The organism is Sulfitobacter sp. PS-8MA (assembly GCF_040933935.1).
Lineage (GTDB): Bacteria > Pseudomonadota > Alphaproteobacteria > Rhodobacterales > Rhodobacteraceae > Sulfitobacter.
Genome location: NZ_JBFQYJ010000006.1, coordinates 458,596 through 478,435 on the forward strand (window position 1 = coordinate 458,596; position 19,840 = coordinate 478,435).

17 protein-coding genes are annotated in these 19,840 nt (G+C 63.6%); 9 read left to right on the forward strand and 8 right to left on the reverse strand.

Going from position 1 to position 19,840, the window contains the following annotated elements; genetic code table 11:
• Positions 1 to 65: 65 nt before the first annotated feature.
• Genes AB4M76_RS06165 through AB4M76_RS06175 form a run of 3 tightly spaced genes read left to right on the forward strand, consistent with a single transcriptional unit; the run spans position 66 to position 3,515 of the window.
• Entirely contained in the window at positions 66 to 989 is a 924-nt protein-coding gene (locus AB4M76_RS06165; RefSeq protein ID WP_368440926.1) for an ABC transporter permease, read from the forward strand.
• Positions 990 to 993: 4 nt separating this feature from the next.
• The gene (locus AB4M76_RS06170) at positions 994 to 1,833 is read left to right on the forward strand and encodes an ABC transporter permease (protein ID WP_368440927.1); all 840 of its coding nucleotides are present in this window, start codon (positions 994 to 996) and stop codon (positions 1,831 to 1,833) included.
• Entirely contained in the window at positions 1,830 to 3,515 is a 1,686-nt protein-coding gene (locus AB4M76_RS06175; protein WP_368440928.1) for a peptidase M14, read from the forward strand. The genes AB4M76_RS06170 and AB4M76_RS06175 overlap by 4 nt, the downstream gene beginning before the upstream one ends.
• Positions 3,516 to 3,530: 15 nt before the next feature.
• Here the strand turns inward: AB4M76_RS06175 and AB4M76_RS06180 are convergent, their stop codons facing one another.
• The gene (locus tag AB4M76_RS06180; RefSeq protein ID WP_368440929.1) at positions 3,531 to 4,184 is read right to left on the reverse strand and encodes a GntR family transcriptional regulator; all 654 of its coding nucleotides are present in this window, start codon (positions 4,182 to 4,184) and stop codon (positions 3,531 to 3,533) included.
• 305 nt (positions 4,185 to 4,489) lie between these two features.
• On the opposite strand from AB4M76_RS06180, the gene AB4M76_RS06185 reads away from it, so the two are divergent.
• Positions 4,490 to 6,124 (forward strand): BCCT family transporter, encoded by a 1,635-nt coding sequence (locus tag AB4M76_RS06185; protein ID WP_368440930.1) that lies wholly within the window; start codon positions 4,490 to 4,492, stop codon positions 6,122 to 6,124.
• Positions 6,125 to 6,142: 18 nt separating this feature from the next.
• Here AB4M76_RS06185 and AB4M76_RS06190 read toward each other — a convergent pair whose 3' ends face one another.
• From AB4M76_RS06190 to hutI, 5 genes are all read right to left on the reverse strand, one after another.
• The gene (locus tag AB4M76_RS06190) at positions 6,143 to 6,922 is read right to left on the reverse strand and encodes an ion channel (RefSeq protein ID WP_368440931.1); all 780 of its coding nucleotides are present in this window, start codon (positions 6,920 to 6,922) and stop codon (positions 6,143 to 6,145) included.
• Between the two features lie 151 nt (positions 6,923 to 7,073).
• Positions 7,074 to 8,753, reverse strand: a complete 1,680-nt coding sequence (hutU, locus tag AB4M76_RS06195; protein WP_368440932.1) for a urocanate hydratase — start codon at positions 8,751 to 8,753, stop codon at positions 7,074 to 7,076.
• Complete coding sequence (gene hutG, locus AB4M76_RS06200) at positions 8,750 to 9,550, reverse strand: N-formylglutamate deformylase (protein WP_368440933.1); 801 nt, start codon at positions 9,548 to 9,550, stop codon at positions 8,750 to 8,752. The genes hutU and hutG overlap by 4 nt, the downstream gene beginning before the upstream one ends.
• Complete coding sequence (gene hutH / locus AB4M76_RS06205; RefSeq protein ID WP_368440934.1) at positions 9,547 to 11,085, reverse strand: histidine ammonia-lyase; 1,539 nt, start codon at positions 11,083 to 11,085, stop codon at positions 9,547 to 9,549. The genes hutG and hutH overlap by 4 nt, the downstream gene beginning before the upstream one ends.
• Positions 11,082 to 12,293 carry an imidazolonepropionase gene (gene hutI / locus AB4M76_RS06210; protein WP_368440935.1) on the reverse strand — a complete coding sequence of 404 codons (1,212 nt, stop codon included), beginning with the start codon at positions 12,291 to 12,293 and terminating at the stop codon, positions 11,082 to 11,084. Before hutI ends, hutH begins: the two co-directional genes overlap by 4 nt.
• Positions 12,294 to 12,379: 86 nt before the next feature.
• On the opposite strand from hutI, the gene AB4M76_RS06215 reads away from it, so the two are divergent.
• Positions 12,380 to 13,738, forward strand: a complete 1,359-nt coding sequence (locus AB4M76_RS06215) for a formimidoylglutamate deiminase (RefSeq protein WP_368440936.1) — start codon at positions 12,380 to 12,382, stop codon at positions 13,736 to 13,738.
• A gap of 12 nt (positions 13,739 to 13,750) precedes the next feature.
• On the opposite strand, the gene AB4M76_RS06220 is transcribed toward AB4M76_RS06215, so the two are convergent.
• Positions 13,751 to 16,144, reverse strand: coding sequence for a transketolase (locus AB4M76_RS06220; RefSeq protein ID WP_368440937.1), 2,394 nt, complete (start codon positions 16,142 to 16,144; stop codon positions 13,751 to 13,753).
• A gap of 117 nt (positions 16,145 to 16,261) precedes the next feature.
• Here AB4M76_RS06220 and AB4M76_RS06225 point away from each other — a divergent pair, with 117 nt between their 5' ends.
• Positions 16,262 to 16,744, forward strand: coding sequence for an Lrp/AsnC family transcriptional regulator (locus tag AB4M76_RS06225; RefSeq protein WP_368440938.1), 483 nt, complete (start codon positions 16,262 to 16,264; stop codon positions 16,742 to 16,744).
• Positions 16,745 to 16,856: 112 nt separating this feature from the next.
• Positions 16,857 to 17,126: a hypothetical protein gene (locus AB4M76_RS06230; protein ID WP_368442385.1), complete on the forward strand. Its 270-nt coding sequence runs from the start codon at positions 16,857 to 16,859 to the stop codon at positions 17,124 to 17,126.
• A gap of 66 nt (positions 17,127 to 17,192) precedes the next feature.
• Here AB4M76_RS06230 and AB4M76_RS06235 read toward each other — a convergent pair whose 3' ends face one another.
• Positions 17,193 to 17,867, reverse strand: a complete 675-nt coding sequence (locus AB4M76_RS06235) for a L,D-transpeptidase (RefSeq protein ID WP_368440939.1) — start codon at positions 17,865 to 17,867, stop codon at positions 17,193 to 17,195.
• Between the two features lie 244 nt (positions 17,868 to 18,111).
• Between AB4M76_RS06235 and AB4M76_RS06240 the strand changes: the two genes are divergently transcribed.
• Positions 18,112 to 19,410, forward strand: coding sequence for a multicopper oxidase family protein (locus AB4M76_RS06240; RefSeq protein WP_368440940.1), 1,299 nt, complete (start codon positions 18,112 to 18,114; stop codon positions 19,408 to 19,410).
• Positions 19,407 to 19,832 carry a c-type cytochrome gene (locus AB4M76_RS06245; protein WP_368440941.1) on the forward strand — a complete coding sequence of 142 codons (426 nt, stop codon included), beginning with the start codon at positions 19,407 to 19,409 and terminating at the stop codon, positions 19,830 to 19,832. Before AB4M76_RS06240 ends, AB4M76_RS06245 begins: the two co-directional genes overlap by 4 nt.
• Positions 19,833 to 19,840 lie beyond the last annotated feature (8 nt).

Consider the following 19,840-nt stretch of genomic DNA (forward strand, 5'->3'; position numbering starts at 1 on the left):
CACCGCGGCGGGGCAGATCTGCTCCCGCCGCGGTCCTTCTTCCAAATACCTCGTGGGGTTCATTCATGGCCGGTTTCCTCTTAAAACGTCTGGCCCAGGCCATCTTCGTTGTTGTCGTCGTCACGCTGATCGTCTCTGTCGCGGTGCGTATGACGGGCGATCCGGCGTTGATCGTGGCCCAGGGGGCCACCGATATCACCGAGGCCGACCTTAAACGCATCCGCGAGGGGCTGGGCCTGAACGAGCCGTTTCTGACACAGTATCTGGCGACCCTGTCGGGTCTCTTCACATGGGACTTTGGCCGCAGTTTCCTGGGCGGGACCGAAGTGTCGACCCTGATCGCGGGGGCCTTGCCCGCCACGCTGTTACTGGCCTTTTCCTCGCTGCTGGTGTCGATCGTGATCTCGATCCCGCTGGGCATCCGGGCCGCCATCCGGCGCGGCAAATGGGAGGATCAGGTGATCCGCATCCTGTCGCTGGTGGGCCTGTCCTTTCCGAACTTCTGGCTGGCGACGATGCTGGTCTTGCTGTTCTCGATCACCCTGCATCTGCTGCCCCCCAGCGGCATGACCGGCTGGGCGACCCTGGTGATGCCCGCGCTGACCATGGGGGTCATCCTGACGGCGACCAATGTGCGGCTGGTGCGGACCTCGATGCTCGAAGTCATGCAGTCGCAATATGTCATGGTGGCCCGCGCCAAGGGTCTGTCAGAGCGCAGCGTTCTCTACAAACACGCGCTGCGCAACTCGGCGATCCCGCTGATCACCTTTCTCGGGCTGCAATTCGGCGGTCTGCTGGGCGGGATCGTCGTGGTGGAGCGGGTGTTCAACTGGCCCGGCATGGGCAGTCTGGCCTTTGATGCCGTCGCCGCGCGGGACTACCCGGTCCTGCAATCCGTCATCATGATCCTCTCCACGCTGATCGTGATGGTGAACCTTTTGGTCGATATCGCTTACGGCTTGATCGACCCCCGCATTCGGACGGAGTAAGCCCATGACCGCGTTTTTCCAATCCCGCTACTGGTCGCTTGAATTCATCCTCGGGGCCGGTCTGACGACCTTTATCGTGATCGGGGTGCTGCTGTCGCGCTGGCTCTTTCCCGATGTCGGAGCGATTGACCTTATGGCGCGTCTGGTGCCGCCCTTCGAGCGGCCCGACCACATCCTTGGTACCGACCCGCTGGGCCGCGATGTCATGGCGCGGATATTTGTCGGCGGGTGGATTTCGCTCAAGGTCGGCTTTCTTTCGGTGCTCGGCTCGGTGGTGATCGGCGTGCTGATGGGGGTGATCGCGGGCTATTACCGCGGGGTCTGGGACATTATCGTCATGCGCTTTGCGGATGTGCAGCTGGCGCTGCCCTTCATCCTTTTGGCCATCACCATCATCGCCATTGTGGGCGGTAGCCTGACCAATACCATCATCCTGCTGATCGTCTCGCAATGGGTGCAATATGCGCGTCTGGTGCGGGCGCAGGTTCTGGCGCTGCGCGACCGCGAGTTCGTCTTGGCCGCCCGTGCCATCGGCGTGAAGAACCGCAATATCATCATGAGCCACCTGCTGCCCAATCTGATGGGGCCGGTTGTCGTGCTGATGACGCTCAACGTCGCCAATAACATCCTGCTCGAAAGCAGCCTGACCTTCCTCGGTCTGGGCGTCGATCCGACGATCCCCAGCTGGGGCGGGATGCTGGCGGATGGGCGGACCTATCTGCAGACCGCTTGGTGGGTCAGTGTCTTTCCGGGCATCGCCATTTTGCTGACGGTTCTGGGCCTGAACCTCTTGGGCGACTGGCTGCGCGATACGCTCGACCCGACCGGGAGAACCCAGAGATGAACTATCAGTTTTCCCCGGACCGCACGCTCGACACTCTGGTGGCAGAGGCGCAGGGCCCCTTTGACGCCTGGACCTTTGACGACCGCGCGGCGCGGCGCGCGGCTGAGGAAAGGCTCGCCGCAAAAGGGATCACGGCCCGCATCCACAGCGCCTATAAGCCGCTTTTGCATTTCTTCCTCGAAGACGCCCGCCCCGGTTTCACCGCCGCCCATATCGTCTGGCCACGCCATGCGGCAGCCGTGCCGAACCGCTTCCTGCTGGAGAGCTATCCGCTGGCGGCGCTTTATGCCGATGCCAAGATGACATTTGAGGAGGGCGCGTCTGACACGCAGTATTCGGTGACGCTCACCTACCCAGAGGGGGCGGAGCGCCATGACGTTCTGGCCCCCAACCGTCTGCATACCGACCACGTGGGCGAGCAGGTCTTGTCCCCCACGGGCTGGATCATCGATGACGCGGGCGCGCGGCGGTTGGAGACCGATTACGAGCAGCTGTTTCACGCCGCGATGGGAGCCATCACGGCGCATGATTGGGGCGATGACGAGCCCTTCTTTGAAGAGTTGAACATCACCGCCAGCGTCCCCGCGGCGGATTTCGATCTTGGCTATGACGATGAGGTGGTGAGCCTTGTCGAAGCGCTGCATGAGGATCTCTATTTCTCCTGCCTTGAGTTTTTCCAGCGTCACTCTGGCCGCGCGCTTGGGGACCGTCACCTCCAACCTGGCCAAATCGTGCCGGAGATCGCGCAGGGGGCCAGCCCGCAGATCAGCGTCACCATGCGCCCCTATCATACCGCCGATCGGGGCGGCGCGACGCAGCCCTTGGACCAGGCCGAAGCGCCTTTGTCGATTGCGCAGATCAACGCCGAATTGGCGCAGATCGGTGGCGAGGTCTTCCGCACCACCAGCCGGGCAGGGCGCGCGGTGCTGGCGCATCACCATAGGGGCAGCGGCAAGCCGATCATGATCTCGGCGGGCCAACATGCCAATGAAACGACCCCCGTCGTCGGTGCCCTGCGCGCCGCGCATCGGTTGGCGGGGGCGGGGGCGGACTTTGTGATCTCCCCGATGGAGAACCCGGACGGCTACGCGCTGCATGGGCGTCTGGCCGAGCGCACCCCGCGCCATATGCTCCATGCGGCGCGCTATACCGCCCTGGGGGACGATCTGGAGTATCGCACCGCCCCCCGCGCGCTTTATGAAAAGGCGATCCGGCAAGAGGCCGAGCAGCGCTCCGGCGCTTTGCTGCATGTCAATCTACATGGCTATCCCGCCCATGAATGGACACGCCCGATGACCGGCTATATCCCACGCGGCTTTGCGATGTGGACCTTGCCCAAGGGGTTCTTCCTCGTCATGCGGCACCTGCCCGATTGGGCCGGGGTCGCCCGTCAGGTGACGCAGGAGGTGACAGAGGCGCTGATGGCGGTGCCGGGGCTGGCGGCGTTTAACGAACGGCAGATCGATCTCTACCGCAGCCATGCGGGGGAGACCGGCTTTGAGATGATCAACGGCTTTCCCTGCTATATTCACGAAGATGACCGCCATAGCGTGCCGCTCACGCTGATCACCGAATACCCCGACGAAACCCTCTATGGCGCGCCCTTTGTCGCGGGGCATGAGGCGCAGATGCAGACTGTTTTGGCGGCCCATGCGGCTTGGCAAAGTTTGGGCAGCGTCTAAGGACGCGCGCCCCGCTCAGTTGCGGTTGCAGTCGCTGAAGGCCGCGAGCACGGTGCGTTCGGACTGCGCCAGATAGGTCTCAAGCAGATCGGCCGCCGCATGGCCGGTATCGTTTTGCAGCTGTTTGAGAATGGCGCTGTTCATCTCGATATAGGGCATATGCAGCCAGCGGGCGGTGCCTAGCGCCACAAAGACCAGACGCAACTCCGCCGAGAGATTGCCGTAAAAGGCGGTCAGCCTTGGGCTGTCGGCCAGATCGACGATGGCGGCGTGAAAATCCATATTGGCATTGCCCACGCCGCGCCAATCCTCCTGATCCTTGCAGCGCCGCCCGGCCTCGACAGCGGCGGCCATACGCGCGACCGCCGGGTGATGCGGATGCGCGGCTTTCAGCACCGGGATCTCTATGCAGCGCCGCACGCGGTAGATGTCGATGATCGCATCGAGCGAGGGGGTGGCCACGAAAACACCCCGGTTGGCCTCGTGAACCAGCAGCCCGTCATTGGTCAGCATGCGAAAGGCTTCTCTGAGCGTGTTGCGCGAGACCGCCATGCGCTGTGCCTGCGCCTCTTCAGAGAGGCGCTGGCCGGGCAGAAGCTCGCCAAGGGTCAGTTGATCGCGCAGCTGATCCGCCACGCGGCTTGCCAATGAGGTGACGGGTTTGGACATGAGCAATACCGCAAAGCTGATCAAGAAGAGGACGTAATGTCGCTGTCTCTTGCCTAAAATCTACCTATTTTTCAACCTGATATTGGCATTTGCTGATGCAGCGGGGACGCGGGTCGCGGCGGCGAGGCTGTCACGGTCAAACGCGCTTGATGAGGCGAGGCGGTGCAGCCCGGACCGCCGCAGCATGGCCAAGCCCGGTCATATTTTCGGCCATCCTATTCGGAACGGGACCGGCCATTCAATCGTTAACCATCTGATCGGCCTTGATGTTTCGCAGCAAGGTCACCCCCACGAAGGGAGCCACTGTGGAAAACCTAGCGCGACGCCTCGGCCTCAAGACCGACCCGACCATCTTTTTCATCTCCGCGGGCCTGACGGTTGCCTTTGTCATATTGCTCATCGCCGCCCCCGATGCCATCGGCAACGCCTTTGCCGCGGGGCGCGCCTGGGTGGTCACCAACCTCGGCTGGTTTTTCATTCTGGGGGTCAATATCTGGCTGGGTTTTCTGATCTGGGCCGCCATGTCGCAGCATGGCCATATCCGCTTGGGGCCGACAGGGTCGACGCCTGAATATACCAACCTGTCGTGGTTCACCATGCTCTTTGCGGGCGGGATCGGGACCGTGTTGATGTTCTGGGGCGTGGCCGAGCCAATCAGCCATTTCTCCACCCCGCCGCTGCCGGGGGTGGAGCCCTATTCCGAACAGGCCGCCAAAGACGCGATTTCCATCGCGATCTACCATCTGGGCCTGCATACTTGGACGATCTTCACGCTGCCGGGTCTGGCCTTTGCCTATTTCATCAACCGCTACGATCTGCCGGTCCGGGTCAGCTCGGTCTTTTACCCGCTGCTGCGGGACCGGATTCACGGGCCGATCGGCAAGGCCATTGATATCGCCTCCGTCCTCGGCACGATCTTCGGTGTCGCTGTCTCGCTTGGGCTGGGCTCATCGCAGATCGCCGCCGGGCTCTCGGCGCTCTTTGGCTGGGATGCCAATACATTCCTGAAAATCGCGATCCTGTCGGTGCTGACCATGGTGGCGGTGGGGTCGATTGTCGTGGGGCTTGATAAGGGCGTGAAGCTTCTGTCGAACCTCAACATCGGCATGGCGGTTGTCTTGATGATCTTCGTGCTGGTGACCGGCTCCACCCTGTTTTTGCTGCGCGGCATGGTCGAGACCATGGGGCTCTATCTCGAAAACCTCCCCCGGCTGGCGTTCTGGAACGACATGCTGGCGAACCAGAACCCCTCGAACCAGGACTGGGGCTGGCAAGGCGATTGGACCGTGTTCTACTGGGCGTGGACGGTCACCTGGTCGCCCTTTATCGGGCTTTTCGTCGCGCGTATCTCGCGCGGTCGGACGATCCGAGAGTTCGTGTTCGGCGTGCTTCTGGCGCCGACGGCTTTCACGCTCGTCTGGTTCTCCATATTCGGCTGGCAGGCGATGCATTTCGACGGCATCGGCGCTGCGGCCCGCGCGGCTCTGGGCGATCAGGCGGGGGAGATCAGCCGGGCGGTGTCGGAAAGCGTGCCGCTGGCGATCTTTGCGTTCCTAGAGCATTTCCCCTTCACCCAGTTCGTTCAGGGCTTTGCCGTGGTCATTGTCGCCATCTTCTTTGCGACATCTTCAGACTCGGCATCGCTGGTGGTCGACATGCTCTGCACCGGCCATGCCAAACCCGGTCCGGTGCGTCAGCGGGTGTTCTGGGGCGTCGCCGAAGGGTTGGTGGCGGCGATGTTGATCGTCTTGACGGGCGAAGCCGGGCTGACCGCCTTGCAGCAGGTCATCACCGTGGTTGGCCTCCCGATCTTCATTCTGGTCTGCATGATGATACCGTCCCTGATCCGCGGCTTCACCAATGAGAATATCGACAATGTTTCGGTGAATGAACGCCCCGAGTTGCAGGAGCTTGAGACGAAAAGCGGGGTCGAGACATAAGGGCGCGGTCGCGCCCCGTCACGCTGCCGCATCTCCTTCGGTCTCGATCTTGATCGGCTCGCCACAATGTTTGCAGTGGATCGCATCGGTTTCATGCCGGTTCAGGCCACATTCGGGGCATTTGTATTTGATCTTTGACGGCTGAAAGATCGCCCGCGCCAGCTGCACGAACAGCGCGACGCCAAAGACCATGATGAAGACGGACAAGAGCTTGCCCCCCGGCGTGGACATGGTGATGTCGCCAAAGCCCGTCGTGGTCAGTGTGGCCACGGTGAAATAGAGCGCATCGACATAGCCCGCCGGGCCCGCCGCCGGGCCGAAGGCCAGAACAAAGACCAGCGAGGTGGTCACGAAGATAAAGACAAAGAGGTTCACCGCCGCGAGGATCGCATCCTCATGTTTGCGGAAGAAATGGCTCTCCCGCCGCAGATCGCGCAGCAAGTGATAGGCGTGGATCAGCCGCAGCCCCCGGAGCACGCGCAGAAAGGCGAGGTTGCCGGAGATGAAGGGCGCGAGCAGCAGCGACAGCACGACCGCGATATCGGCAAGCGTATAGATCCGCGTGAGTTCCCGGCGTCTGTTATGCGAAATCCAAAGACGGGCAGAGAAATCAATGACGATGACCACGCCGAGCAGAGCGTTCAGCACCGTCATCGTCGGCGTCTCGGACAGGGCGACCGTGACGATGAAATAGATGATCGTCAGGATGTCAAAACCGATCAGCCCAAAGCGAAACCGCCGCGCGCGGGTGCTTTGGCCGGTATATAGGAGGCGAATTTTATGGCGCAGATTTTTCATGGCTTGCAACATGCCACAAGGCGCGGCGCGGGGCCATGGATAGAAGCCGCAGGGGGTTGAGTTCACTGGACTTTCGCGGGGGTGGCTCGGTGATGCGCCGCCGCAAGGCCGCTGCCCCCGAGCCAATGGCCGGGGGCAGGGGCGGGGGCGCTTAGTCAGCCGTGCCCAGAATGCCCGGCAGGTTCAGGCCGTTTTCGCGGGCGCAATCCAGCGCTTCGTTATAGCCCGCATCCGCATGGCGCATCACGCCGGTCGCCGGATCGTTCCACAGCACCCGTTCAATGCGGCGGTCAGCGTCTTCGGAACCGTCACAGCAGATCACCATGCCGGAATGCTGCGAGAAGCCCATGCCGACCCCGCCGCCGTGGTGCAGCGACACCCATGTCGCCCCGGAGGCGGTGTTGAGCAGCGCGTTCAAAAGCGGCCAGTCCGACACGGCGTCGGAGCCGTCTTTCATCGCTTCCGTCTCCCGGTTGGGCGAGGCCACGGAACCGCTGTCGAGATGGTCGCGGCCGATCACGATGGGGGCGCTTAGCTCGCCATTGCGGACCATTTCATTGAACGCCAGCCCCAGCTTATGGCGCACGCCAAGCCCGACCCAGCAGATCCGCGCAGGCAGCCCTTGGAAGGAAATCCGCTCGCGGGCCATGTCGAGCCAATTGTGCAGATGGCTGTCTTCGGCCAAGATTTCCTTCACCTTGGCGTCGGTCTTGTAGATATCCTCCGGATCGCCCGAGAGGGCAGCCCAGCGGAAGGGGCCGATGCCGCGGCAGAAAAGCGGGCGGATATAGGCGGGGACAAAGCCGGGGAAGTCGAAGGCATTGTCGAGCCCTTCTTCCAGCGCCATCTGGCGGATGTTGTTGCCATAGTCCACCGTGGGAATGCCGGCAGCATGAAAGTCCACCATGGCTTTGACATGCACCTTCATCGAGGCGCGGGCCGCTTTTTCAACGGCTTTGGGGTCGCTCTCGCGCTTCTCGCGCCAGTCGGCCATGCTCCAGCCCTGCGGCAGGTAGCCGTTCACCGGGTCATGGGCAGAGGTCTGGTCGGTCACGATATCAGGCCGCACGCCGCGTTTGACCAATTCGGGAAAGACATCCGCCGCATTGCCTAGGAGGGCGACGGATTTCGCTTCGCCCGCTGCCGTCCAGCGCTCGATCATCTCAAGCGCTTCGTCGAGACTGTCGGTCTTTTCGTCCACGTAGCGGGTGCGCAGGCGGAAATCGATGCTGTCGGGGTTGCATTCCACCGCCAGGCAGCAGGCGCCCGCCATGACCGCCGCCAAGGGCTGCGCCCCGCCCATGCCGCCCAAGCCGCCGGTGAGAATCCATTTGCCTTTGAGATCACCGTCATAATGCTGGCGGCCAGCCTCGACGAAGGTCTCATAGGTGCCCTGCACAATGCCCTGCGAGCCGATGTAGATCCAAGATCCGGCGGTCATCTGGCCATACATCGCCAGACCCTTTTTATCGAGTTCGTTGAAATGATCCCAATTCGCCCAATGCGGCACGAGGTTGGAGTTGGCGATCAACACGCGCGGCGCGTCCTTGTGGGTCTGGAACACACCGACGGGCTTGCCCGATTGCACCAGCAGCGTCTGGTCCTCTTCCAGCGCGCGCAGCGAGGCGACGATCTGGTCGTAATCCTGCCAGGTCCGCGCGGCGCGGCCGATGCCGCCGTAAACCACCAGCTCATGCGGGTTCTCGGCCACATCGGGGTGCAGGTTGTTCATCAGCATCCGCAAGGGGGCTTCGGTCAGCCAGCTTTTGGCGGTCAGTTCGGTGCCGGTGGCGGGATAGACGTCACGGGTGTTTTTGCGCGGATCGCTCATGTCGTGCCTTTCAGTGTCGGGGCCAGATCGGCCAGGGTTGTCAGAATGGTTTTCAAATGCGGCCGCAGGCGCGCGGCCTTGGCGGTGTCATAGGTCCAGGGGGCGGCCTCGGCGCTGAGGTAGGTGCTCTGCGCCAGTTCCATCTGGATCGCGTGGAAGCCTTCGCCGGGGCGGCCATAGTGCCGCGTGGTCCAGCCGCCTTTGAAACGGCCATTGGTGGTCGAGGTGTAGCCGTCTGCGGCGGCGCATATCTCTTGCACCGCGGCTTCGATCTCGGGCGCGCAGGTGGCGCCCAGATTGGTGCCGATGTTGAAGTCGGGCAGGGTGCCGTCGAAGAGGAAGGGGATTTCAGACCGGATCGAGTGGCAATCATAGAGGATCGCCACCCCATGCAGATCCCGCACCCGCGCCAGCTCGGCCTCCAGCGCCGCGTGGTAGGGCGCGTGAAAGGCTTCACGGCGGGCCGCAACCTCGGCCTCCTCCGGCGCCTCGGTCCAGATGTCCCGCCCCTCGAAGTCGGTCAGCGGCACCAAGCCGGTGGTGTTCTGCCCGGGATAGAGCGAGACTCCCGAAGGATCACGGTTGGCATCCACCACATAGCGGTGAAACGTCGCCCGCACCGTGGTCGCACTGGGCAGCAGCCCGTCATAGAGCCGGTCGATATGCCAATCCGTGTCGTCCAGCCCCTGACCGCGCGGGTTCAGCTTTGCCATGATCGCGTCCGGCACATGGGTACCGGTATGCGGCAGGCCCAGGACGATCGGGCTGTCGCCGCGCTGTACTTCGACCGGGGTCATGTCAGCAACTCCGGCATGTCGATACCTGCGGCAGAGACAATAGCGCCGCTGGCGATCATCTCGGCCGCCTGTTCCAGATCGGGGGCAAGGTAGCGGTCTTCGCCCAGCGTCTCGACATCCTGCCGCACCCGCGCCACGACCCGTTGCAACGTGTCGCTCGTGGCCAACGGCGCGCGGAAGTCGATGCCTTGCGCGGCACAGAGCAGTTCGACGCCAAGGATGCGGTTGAGGTTGTCGGTCATCGGCCCCAGCCGCCGCGCGCCATGGGCGGCCATGCTGACGTGATCCTCCTGATTGGCCGAGGTTGGCGTGCTGTCGGTCACGCAGGGGTTGGCGAGATGTTTGTTCTCGCTCATCAGCGCGGCGGTGGTCACCTCGGCAATCATATAGCCGGAGTTCAGGCCGGGGTTGGGCGTGAGGAAGGAGGGCAGGTTGAAGCTCAGCACCGGATCAACGATCAGCGCGACGCGGCGCTGGGCGATGGCGCCGATTTCGGCAATGGCGAGGGCAATCATATCGGCGGCGAAACCCACCGGCTCGGCGTGGAAATTGCCGCCCGAGACGATGACATCGGCATCGATCAGCACCAGCGGGTTGTCGGTGGCGGCATTGGCCTCAATCTCCAGCGTGCGGGCGGCCTGACGCAGCACATCCATCGCGGCGCCGGTGACCTGCGGCTGGCAGCGGATGCAGTAAGGGTCCTGCACACGGGCGTCATCGACGATATGGCTTTCGCGAATTTCGGAGCCCGCCAGCAGCGCGCGCATGGTCTCGCCCGCTTCGATCTGGCCGCGGTGGCCGCGCAGGGCGTGGATTTCGGGTTGCAGCGGCGCGGTGGAGCCCATGATCGCATCGGTCGACAGCGCCGAGGTCACCAGTGCCGAATGCGCGGCCCGCCATGCGCCGAAAAGCCCGGCCAACGCGAAGGCGGTCGAGAATTGCGTGCCGTTGATCAGCGCCAGACCTTCCTTGGGGCCGAACTGAATGGGCGTCAGCCCCGCCGCCTTCAGCGCGTCGTCGCCGGGCATGACCTTGCCCTCGAACTCCGCCGCGCCATGGCCCATCATCGCCGCTGCCATATGGGCCAGCGGGGCGAGGTCGCCCGATGCGCCGACAGAGCCCTGCGCCGGGATCACCGGGGTGACGCCCTTGGCGAGCATCTCTTCGAGCAGGGTCACAACCTCCAGCCGCACGCCGGACGCGCCGCGCCCGAGGCTGAGCAGCTTGAGCGCCATTAGCAGCCGCGCATGGCGGCGCGGGATCGCGGGGCCGACGCCGCAGCAATGCGACAGGATCAGATTGCGTTGCAGGGTCGCCGTGTCGTCTGCCGCGATCTTGACCGAGGCGAGTTTGCCGAAACCGGTGTTGACGCCATAGACGGCATCGGTGCCGGCCACGGCCTTGGCGATCCGCGCCTGCGCGCGCTCGATGGCCGGATGGCAGGCAGGGTCCAGACGTACCGAGGCTTCGGTCCAATAGATTTTGGCGAGATCGTCCAGAGTGACGGCGCCGGGGGTGAGGGTTAAGGTGGTCACGCGATGCCTCCGAAAATGCGAGAGTGAAGCGGGTTGAAGCCGATGCGGTATGCCAGTTCCGCCGGGTGTTTGATGTCCCAGACCGCCAGATCGGCGCGCATGCCGGGGGCGAGGCTGCCGCAATCGGTGAAGCCAAGCGCCTGCGCCGCATGTTGGGTCACGCCGCGCAGCGCTTCTTCGGGCGTCATGCGGAACAGGGTGCAGCCCATGTTCAGCGTCAGCAGCAGGGAATTGAGCGGCGAGGAGCCGGGGTTGATATCCGTCGCCAGCGCCATTGGCACGCCATGTTTGCGCAGCAACTCGATGGGCGGGGCCTGCGTCTCGCGCAGGGTGTAATAGGCGCCGGGCAGGATCACCGCCACGGTGCCGGCCTCGGCCATGGCTTTGACGCCCTCCTCGTCGAGATATTCGATATGATCCGCCGATAGGGCACCATAGGAGGCCGCGAGCTTTGCCCCGCCGAGGTTCGACAGCTGTTCGGCATGGAGTTTGACCGGCAGGCCCAAGTCGCGCGCCACGTCAAAGACCCGGGCGATCTGGGCGGGCTGGAAGGCGATGCCCTCGCAGAACCCGTCCACCGCATCGACCAGCCCCTCGGCATGGGCGGCGCGCAGGGCGGGGATGCAGACCTCGTCGATATAGGCGTCGTCGCGCCCGGCATAGTCCGCCGGGGTGGCATGGGCGCCGAGGAAGGTGGTCTTCACGCGGATCGGGCGCTCGGCGGCGATGGCACGGGCGGCGCGGAGCATCCGCAGCTCGGTGTCGATATCAAGCCCGTAGCCGGATTTCACTTCGATCGCCGTGACCCCTTCGCTGATCAGCACATCGACGCGGCGCAGGGCATCGGCGAGCAGCTCTTCTGCGCTGGCGGCGCGGGTGGCTTTGACGGTGGAGACAATGCCGCCGCCGGCGCGTGCGACTTCTTCATAGCTGGCCCCGTTCAGACGCATCTCGAACTCGACCGCGCGGTCGCCGCCATGGACGATATGGGTGTGGCAGTCGATCAACCCGGGGGTGACGAGACGGCCCTCCAAACTGGTGCGGGGCAGGCCGCTATGCGCTTCGGGCAACTCTGCCATAGGGCCGACCCATGCGATCTGCCCCTCTTGCACCACGATGGCGGCGTCTTCGATCAGCCCATAAGGGGTGCCCGCCGATTCCATCGTCGCGGCCTGAAGATCCGTGAAGATTCTGCTGTTTTCGGCCATATCCGTTCCTCCCCGGCGATAATTTCACTTTTCTGGTACGATCAAACATGCTTTATGTCTATACATAAAAACGAAAGGCCGCATCTATGATTTTTGCCAAACAAGCTAAATTGCCCGGTGGCTGGGCCTCTGATGTGCGTATCGAACAGACCGAAGGGCGCATCACCGCGGTCGAGCCGGGGCAGGCACCGCAGGCTTCGGACCAGCGGGTCGACACGCTCTTGCCCGCCCTTGGCAATCTGCACAGCCACAGTTTTCAGCGCGCCATGGCCGGGATGACAGAGTACCGCATGGCGGGCAAAGACAGCTTCTGGACGTGGCGCGAGCTGATGTACCGCTTTACCGAACATCTGACGCCCGAGCAGATCGAAGCGATTGCGGCCTTTACCTTTATGGAGATGCAGGAGGCGGGCTATGCCGCTGTGGGCGAGTTCCACTATCTGCATCACCAGCCCGGCGGGGCGCCCTATGACGATCTGGGGGAGCTCTCTGCCCGGATCGCGGCGGCGGCGCAGACCACGGGGATTGGGCTGACGCATCTGCCGGTGCTCTATAGCTACGGCGGGGCGGGGCAGCAGCCGTTGCAGGCGGGGCAGGCGCGTTTCGGCAATGACGTGGACCGGTTCAACGCGCTGGTCGCGCGGGCCAAGGCGCAGGTTGCGGGGCTGCCGGCCGACTGCCGCGTCGGCATCGCCCCCCATTCGCTGCGCGCCACCGCGCCGGATGACCTGAACGCGGTTCTTGCGGCACATCCTTCGGGGCCGGTGCATATCCATATCGCCGAACAGCCGCAGGAGGTGCGGGACATTGAAAGCTGGCTCGGCGCGCGTCCGGTGGCCTGGTTGCTGGAGAATGTCGAGGTTTCCGAGCGCTGGTGCCTGATCCATGCCACCCATATGACCACGGCGGAAACCACTCAGATGGCCCGCTCAGGCGCGGTTGCAGGGCTCTGCCCGGTGACAGAGGCAAACTTGGGGGACGGGCCGTTCAATGGGCCGACCTATCTTGAGGCCGGCGGTGCTTTTGGCGTCGGGTCCGATTCCAACGTCCTGATCGGTTTGGCCGAAGAACTGCGGACGCTGGAATATTCGCAGCGGCTGCGGGATGTGGCGCGCAATGTGATGGTGACCACCGAAGGCTCCGTTGGCGACGCGCTCTATACCGGCGCGGCACGGGGCGGGGCGCAGGCGCTTGGGCGCGGCGCAGGAGAGATCGCGGTGGGCGAATGGGCCGATCTGATGGCGTTTGACAGCAGCGCCCCCGCGCTTTGCGCGCTGCGCCAAGATCAGCTTTTGGATGGTCTCGTTTTCGCGGCCAAAGCGGATGTGGTGACAGATGTCTGGTCTGCCGGACGCCATGCGGTGCAGGGCGGCCGGCATAAGGACCGCGAGGCGATCACCCGCGCTTACCGGGCCGCCCTGCAAGGGCTGATGGCTGCGGTCTAAGCCGATCTGCGGTCAATAGCGCAGCGGCCTGCCGGGCATCAGGTCGTTGACCTTGCGCAGGATCGCCTCGGCGTCGATCCCGTGGTGGCGGTAAAGATCGGCGATGGTGCCGGTCTGGCCAAAATGCTCGACCCCCAGCGGGATGGTGCGGTGGCCAGAGACCGCGCCGATCCATGACAGGGTGGCGGGGTGGCCGTCGATCACCGTCACGATGCGGCAATGCGGCGGCAGGTCTGCAGTCAGCCGCTCGATCAGCGAATGCGCGTCACGGTTGCCCTGCGCGCGGGCGTTCTGCGCGGCGGTCCAGCCTGCGTTCAACCGATCTGCCGAGGTCACGGCCAAGACCCCCACATCGCGGCGGTCTTCGGCCAGCAGCCCGGCGGCGCGGATCGCTTCGGGGGCGACGACACCTTGATAGGCAATGACCACCTCACAGTTCGGGCCGGGCTCGCGCAGCCAATAGGCGCCATCGGTCACGGCCTGCCGGAAGGCGGCGCTGTCGCGCGGGCCGGGCTGCTCGATGGGGTTCGTGGTGAGCCGCAGATAGACCGAACCACCCGCCTCATCGCGCAGCCATGTCGCGGAAGGCGTTGGCGCTTCATCCTTGGCCACCGGCGTATCGCCCCGGTCGCGCTGCATATAGTCAAAGGCCCATTCCATAATGACCGCCAGTTCATCGGCAAAGGCAGGCTCAAAAGCCGCCAGCCCGTCCTGCGACATGCCGACCAGCGGCGTGCCAATCGACTGATGCGCGCCGCCTTCGGGCGAGAGGGTGATGCCCGAGGGCGTGCCGACGATCATGAAACGCGCATCCTGGTAGCAGGCATAGTTCAGCGCATCGAGGCCGCGGTTCACGAAGGGGTCATAGACCGTGCCAATGGGGATCAGCCGCTTGCCGAAGAGACTATCGGCCAGCCCCGCCGCGCCCAAGAGCAGGAAGAGATTCATCTCGGCAATGCCCAGCTCGATATGCTGGCCCTTGGGCGTGAATTCCCATTTTGCGGTGGAGGGGATGCGGTGTTCGATGAAGGCGTCGGCCATCTCGGCCCGGGCGAAAAGCTTGCGGCGGTTCACCCAGGGGCCAAGGTTGGTGGTGCCGGTCACATCGGGCGAGGTGGTGACGATCCGCTCGGCCAATTGCGTGTCGCCCTTGCTCAATCCGTCAAGGATTTTGCCAAAGGCGGCCTGGGTCGAGATTTCCGTGTCCTGCGGCGCGGGCAGGGCGGGGACGTCGATCTTGTCATCCTCGAAGCGGCGGCGGCCCTTGGCAAAGAAGGGCACCTTGTCGAGGTAATCACGCAGCCCCGCCTCATCCTCTACCGTGGCGAAAGGCTCCCATTCGGCCCCCTCCGGCACACCCATATGCTCCTGCCATTTCTGCATCTGCGTGGGGTTCATCAGGCCGCCGTGGTTGTCCTTATGCCCGGCAATCGGCGTGCCCCAGCCTTTGATCGTATAGGCAAGGAAACAGGTCGGCGCGTCATGGTCGATAGAGGCAAAGGTCTCGGCCATGGTTTCCACGCAGTTGCCGCCGAGGTTCTCCATCAAGGCGGCCAGTTCCGTATCGCTGCGCCGCTCAATCAGCGCGGTGACATCGCCCTGGTCGCCCAGATCATCCATCAGGCGTTTGCGCCAGACCGCCCCGCCCATAAAGGTTAGTGCGGCGTATTCCTGGTTTGCACAGCTGTCGATCCAGTCGCGCAGACGCGCGCCGCCCGGCTCCTCAAACGCCGCCCGTTGCAGCGCGCCGTATTTGACCCGCACCACCTGCCAGCCGAAGGCGTCAAAGATTTTCTCGACCCGTTCAAACAGCCCTTCGCGCACGATCCCGTCGAGCGACTGGCGGTTATAGTCGATGATCCACCAGCAGTTGCGCAGATCGTTTTTCCAACCTTCCTGAAGGGTCTCATAGACGTTGCCCTCGTCCAGTTCCGCATCGCCCACAAGTGCCACCATCCGGCCCATGGGTGCATCTTTGCCCCAGGGTTTCGCCTTGATGTAGTCTTGCACCATCGAGGCAAAGGAGGTGATCGCCACCCCCAGCCCGACCGAACCGGTGGAGAAATCCACATCGTCCACATCCTTGGTGCGGCTGGGGTAGGATTGCACCCCGCCATAGCCGCGAAAGTTCTCCATCCGCGCACGGTCGAGGTTGCCCATAAGATATTGCATCGCGTGAAAGATCGGGCTGGCATGGGGTTTGACCGCAACCCGGTCCTCGGGGCGCAGCGCCGAGAAATAGAGCGCGGTGAGGATCGACACCATTGAGGCAGAACTGGCCTGATGGCCGCCGACCTTGATCCGGTCCGGGGAACTGCGGAGGTTATTCGCGTGATGGATCATGTAGTGGGACAGCCACAGCAGGCGTTGTTCTACGGTCTTCAGGTGCGGGGTCTGGTCGGTCACGCATGGGTCTCCTCTTCTTGCGGGCATCCTAGGGCGCTTTGTGCTTCATTTCTTGGCAAAGCTTGTGCTACTTCAGCCATTCTGCGCCTGAATTGAGCGCGAAAGGGGTATTCATTGATGGAAAAGAGCAAGAGCGCAGGGGCAGGCTTGGACGAGATTGACCGGCGTATCCTGCGCGAGCTGCACCGCGACGGGCGTCAGACCCATCAGGAACTGAGCGAGCGCGTCGGCCTGTCGCCCTCGCCCTGCGCGCGGCGCATTCGGCAGTTGGAGGCGCAGGGGATCATCACCGGCTACCGCGCCGGGATCAACGAACAGGCGCTCGGCTTTGGGTTTTCGATCTTTGTCTCGGTCAAGCTCGACCGGCAGGTGGATGACCGGCTGGTGTCTTTCGAAGAACAACTGCTGGACTGTCCCGAAGTGGTCGATTGCTGGCTGATGACCGGTAGTTTCGATTATCTGCTGCGCATCGCCGCGCGGGACTTGCAGGAATATGAGCAGTTCCTGACCGGGCGGCTGACCAAGTTCAACGGTGTGGCGTCGATCGAATCCTCGATCCCGATCCGGCGGATCAAGGATCAGGCCGCGCGGCTGGAATGAGTTTTGGCGGCTGGGTCACACCCCTCTGATTGATGCCAGTCGCCGCTTGCAATCCCACTGCGGTATGTCAGGTTGTCGCCGATTAAAATCACATGAAATGGTAAGGGCTATGATGCGCAGAACAACTTTGATGATTGGGGCGGCTGCACTGACCGTCGCAGGCTGTACGGCACCGATGGAGACCGCGCAGCGTCCGGATCGGGTCGGCAACCTGCCGGCCAATGTGGCCAGCATGGCCGCGCCGAACCAGGATCTGAGCACGGCGCGTTTGCTGTCTGAAGATGGCTGCTATTGGTATGAGCACAACGGCCCCGTCGAGACCACGCTGGTGCCGCTGCGCGCCGTGGGCGGTAACCCGATCTGCACGCAACGCGCGACATAAGACCTTGCCGAGAGGCGCGCCGGGGCGCGCCTCTCGGCCTCTTAAATACCTTATCTCTAAAGCGCCTTAGCTGCGTGGCACCACACTGTCTTCGGCAGAGTAGAGATGCGCGGTCGAGCCGGTTCTGACCTGCGGGTAGAGATGGTTGATATGCGCCATAATCATCCGCACGCAGCCCGAGCTTGCCCGCCCGCCGATGCTTTCCGGCGTGGGCGTGCCGTGAATGCGCAGATAGGTGTCGCGGTTGCCGACAAAGAGGTAAAGCGCCCGCGAGCCGAGCGGGTTCGTCGGCCCCGGATCAACCCCATCTGCGACAGCGCCGTATAGCTCGGGATCGCGTGCGATCATATTCTGCGTCGGCGTCCAGGTCGGCCATTCGACCTTGCGCTTGATCGTATAGGTGCCGGGCTCGTAAAGATTGCCGCGCGCAATCGCGACGCCAAAGCGCATCGCCGTGCCGCCTTCTTCGATGTGATAGATGTAACGGGCGACCGCATCCACATGCACATCCCCCGGCACCAACCTGTCATTCGCCTCTACCCTTGTGGGCAGGAAACGCGGATGTATGCCCCATGGGTTAGAGGTCATCAGATCGAAATTCGGCGGGGTCACCTGCGCGTCCCAGGCAGCCTTTTGCGCGGCCGTGGGGCGGGCGGCGGCCAAAGCCGGTGCCCCGATGGCCCCGATGGCCCCGGAAAAGAGCGCCGTTGTCGTTTGAATGAAATGTCGTCTCGTCAGCATTGTCTCGCTCCGTCGTTGGTTCAAAATAGCGGCTGAACCGTTTGGATGTATGATAGACCAACCGCCGGCCCCGGGGAAAGTTCAGCAAAGCCGCGGTCGAACAATAGAATGTGATCTTTTTGCCGTACCCTGCGGGACAGTGCACAAATCCGCCGGGGTGCGGGCGGTAGCAAATCGTCGCATGGGCAGTTGCGGGCAGAAGCGTTACGCTGAACCACGGCATGTCCACCTGATGAGGTTTTTGATGAACAGACGACAGTTTCTGGCCAGCACCGCCGCGGCGGCGGTCCTTCCTATGCCCGGCCGCGCGGCGCAGACGCCGCTGACGCTCAAGGCCGAAGCTGTCACCGGACAGATTCTGCCCGAGGGCGAAGGGGCGACCGCCATGCTGGGGTTCAACGGCTCCATGCCGGGGCCGGAGCTGCGGCTGAAGCGCGGGGCACCGGTCTCGATCAATGTGGAAAACGGGCTTGAGGAAGGCACGGCCGTGCATTGGCATGGCATCCGGCTGGACAACAAAATGGACGGTGTGCCGGTGGTGACGCAGAATCTCATCAACCCCGGCAGCAGCATGGCCTATAGGTTCACGCCGCCCGATGCCGGCACATATTGGTATCACTCGCATTATATCTCGCAGGAGCAGGTGGCGCGCGGGATGATGGGCCCGTTGATCGTCGAAGACGACACCCCGCCCGATGTGGACCATGACATCACGGTGCTGCTGTCAGATTGGCGGATGGAGGAAAGCGGCGCGCTGGTGGATGAATATACCGACATGCACAGTGTCGCGCATGGGGGCTATATGGGCAATTTCGCCCGCGCCTTCCTGTCGAAAGAGCAGGTGCAACAGGGCGACCGTCTGCGCCTGCGCCTGATCAATGCGGCCACCAATCGGATCTTCCCGCTGGCGGTCTCAGGGGTTGCGGGCAAGGTTGTGGCTCTGGATGGCATGGCCCTCAAAGAGCCGCGCGATCTGGGCGATCTGGTGCTTGCCCCGGCGCAGCGTGCGGATGTGATTGCCGATGTGACCGGCCCGGTCGGCTTTGACATGATGACCCGCCAAGGTGCCTACCGTCTGGCCGATCTCACGGTGGCGGGGCGCAATGGCCAGCGGCAGCCGGCAGATATCCCGGCCCTTGCCGCGCCAGAGCTGCCCGCCCCCGGCACGCCCGCGCAACATCTGACGCTGACCATGATGGGCGGCGCCATGGGCGGACGCCACGGCGGGGCGAATATCTGGGCCTTCAACGATCTGTCCGATCTGCATGAGACGCCTTTCGGCGCATTCTCGCGGGGGGAGACGGCGCGCATCACCTTTGTGAATGACACCGCCTTTCCGCATGGCATCCACCTGCATGGGCATCACTTCTATGAGGTCTCCAGCGATGGCAGTCTCGGCGATCTCCGCGACACCTCCCTCGTCGCGGCGGGCGAAAGCCGCGATGTGATCTGCGTTTTCGACAATCCGGGGAGCTGGCTGATCCACTGCCATATGCTGAGCCATTCCATCGGGGGCATGCGTACATGGGTCAAGGTCGCATGAAAGCGTTGCTGCCGATCCTGCTGCTCAGCGCAGGCGCCGCCCTGGCGGATCATGAGCTTGAGGGCCGCGACCTCGCCGCGGGCGAGGCGCTTTATGCCGAGCATTGCGCCGCCTGTCACGGCGCGGCGCTTGAAGGGCAACCAGATTGGCGCACCCCCAACGCAGAGGGCATCCTGCCCGCACCGCCCCATGATGAAAGCGGGCATACCTGGCATCACGACAATGTCCTGCTGTTTGACTATACCAAGCTCGGCGGGCGGGGCGCTTTGGCCGCGCGGGGGATTGACGATTTCGCCAGCGGCATGCCGGCCTTTGACGGGGTGATTTCAGATGCGGAGATTTGGGATATCCTCGCCTATATCAGATCAACATGGTCCCCGCGGGCGCAGGAAAGCCAAGCCAGCCGCAACCGGCCGCATTGAGATGCGCC

What these genes read in the sequence shown, in the direction of transcription:
- AB4M76_RS06165 (WP_368440926.1), top strand. Translation starts at nt 66, where the DNA reads ATGGCCGGTTTCCTCTTAAAACGTCTGGCCCAGGCCATCTTCGTTGTT.
- AB4M76_RS06170 (WP_368440927.1), top strand. Translation starts at nt 994, where the DNA reads ATGACCGCGTTTTTCCAATCCCGCTACTGGTCGCTTGAATTCATCCTC.
- AB4M76_RS06175 (WP_368440928.1), top strand. Translation starts at nt 1,830, where the DNA reads ATGAACTATCAGTTTTCCCCGGACCGCACGCTCGACACTCTGGTGGCA.
- AB4M76_RS06180 (WP_368440929.1), bottom strand. Translation starts at nt 4,184, where the DNA reads ATGTCCAAACCCGTCACCTCATTGGCAAGCCGCGTGGCGGATCAGCTG.
- AB4M76_RS06190 (WP_368440931.1), bottom strand. Translation starts at nt 6,922, where the DNA reads ATGAAAAATCTGCGCCATAAAATTCGCCTCCTATATACCGGCCAAAGC.
- hutU (WP_368440932.1), bottom strand. Translation starts at nt 8,753, where the DNA reads ATGAGCGATCCGCGCAAAAACACCCGTGACGTCTATCCCGCCACCGGC.
- hutG (WP_368440933.1), bottom strand. Translation starts at nt 9,550, where the DNA reads ATGACCCCGGTCGAAGTACAGCGCGGCGACAGCCCGATCGTCCTGGGC.
- hutI (WP_368440935.1), bottom strand. Translation starts at nt 12,293, where the DNA reads ATGGCCGAAAACAGCAGAATCTTCACGGATCTTCAGGCCGCGACGATG.
- AB4M76_RS06215 (WP_368440936.1), top strand. Translation starts at nt 12,380, where the DNA reads ATGATTTTTGCCAAACAAGCTAAATTGCCCGGTGGCTGGGCCTCTGAT.
- AB4M76_RS06225 (WP_368440938.1), top strand. Translation starts at nt 16,262, where the DNA reads ATGGAAAAGAGCAAGAGCGCAGGGGCAGGCTTGGACGAGATTGACCGG.
- AB4M76_RS06230 (WP_368442385.1), top strand. Translation starts at nt 16,857, where the DNA reads ATGCGCAGAACAACTTTGATGATTGGGGCGGCTGCACTGACCGTCGCA.
- AB4M76_RS06235 (WP_368440939.1), bottom strand. Translation starts at nt 17,867, where the DNA reads ATGCTGACGAGACGACATTTCATTCAAACGACAACGGCGCTCTTTTCC.
- AB4M76_RS06240 (WP_368440940.1), top strand. Translation starts at nt 18,112, where the DNA reads ATGAACAGACGACAGTTTCTGGCCAGCACCGCCGCGGCGGCGGTCCTT.
- AB4M76_RS06245 (WP_368440941.1), top strand. Translation starts at nt 19,407, where the DNA reads ATGAAAGCGTTGCTGCCGATCCTGCTGCTCAGCGCAGGCGCCGCCCTG.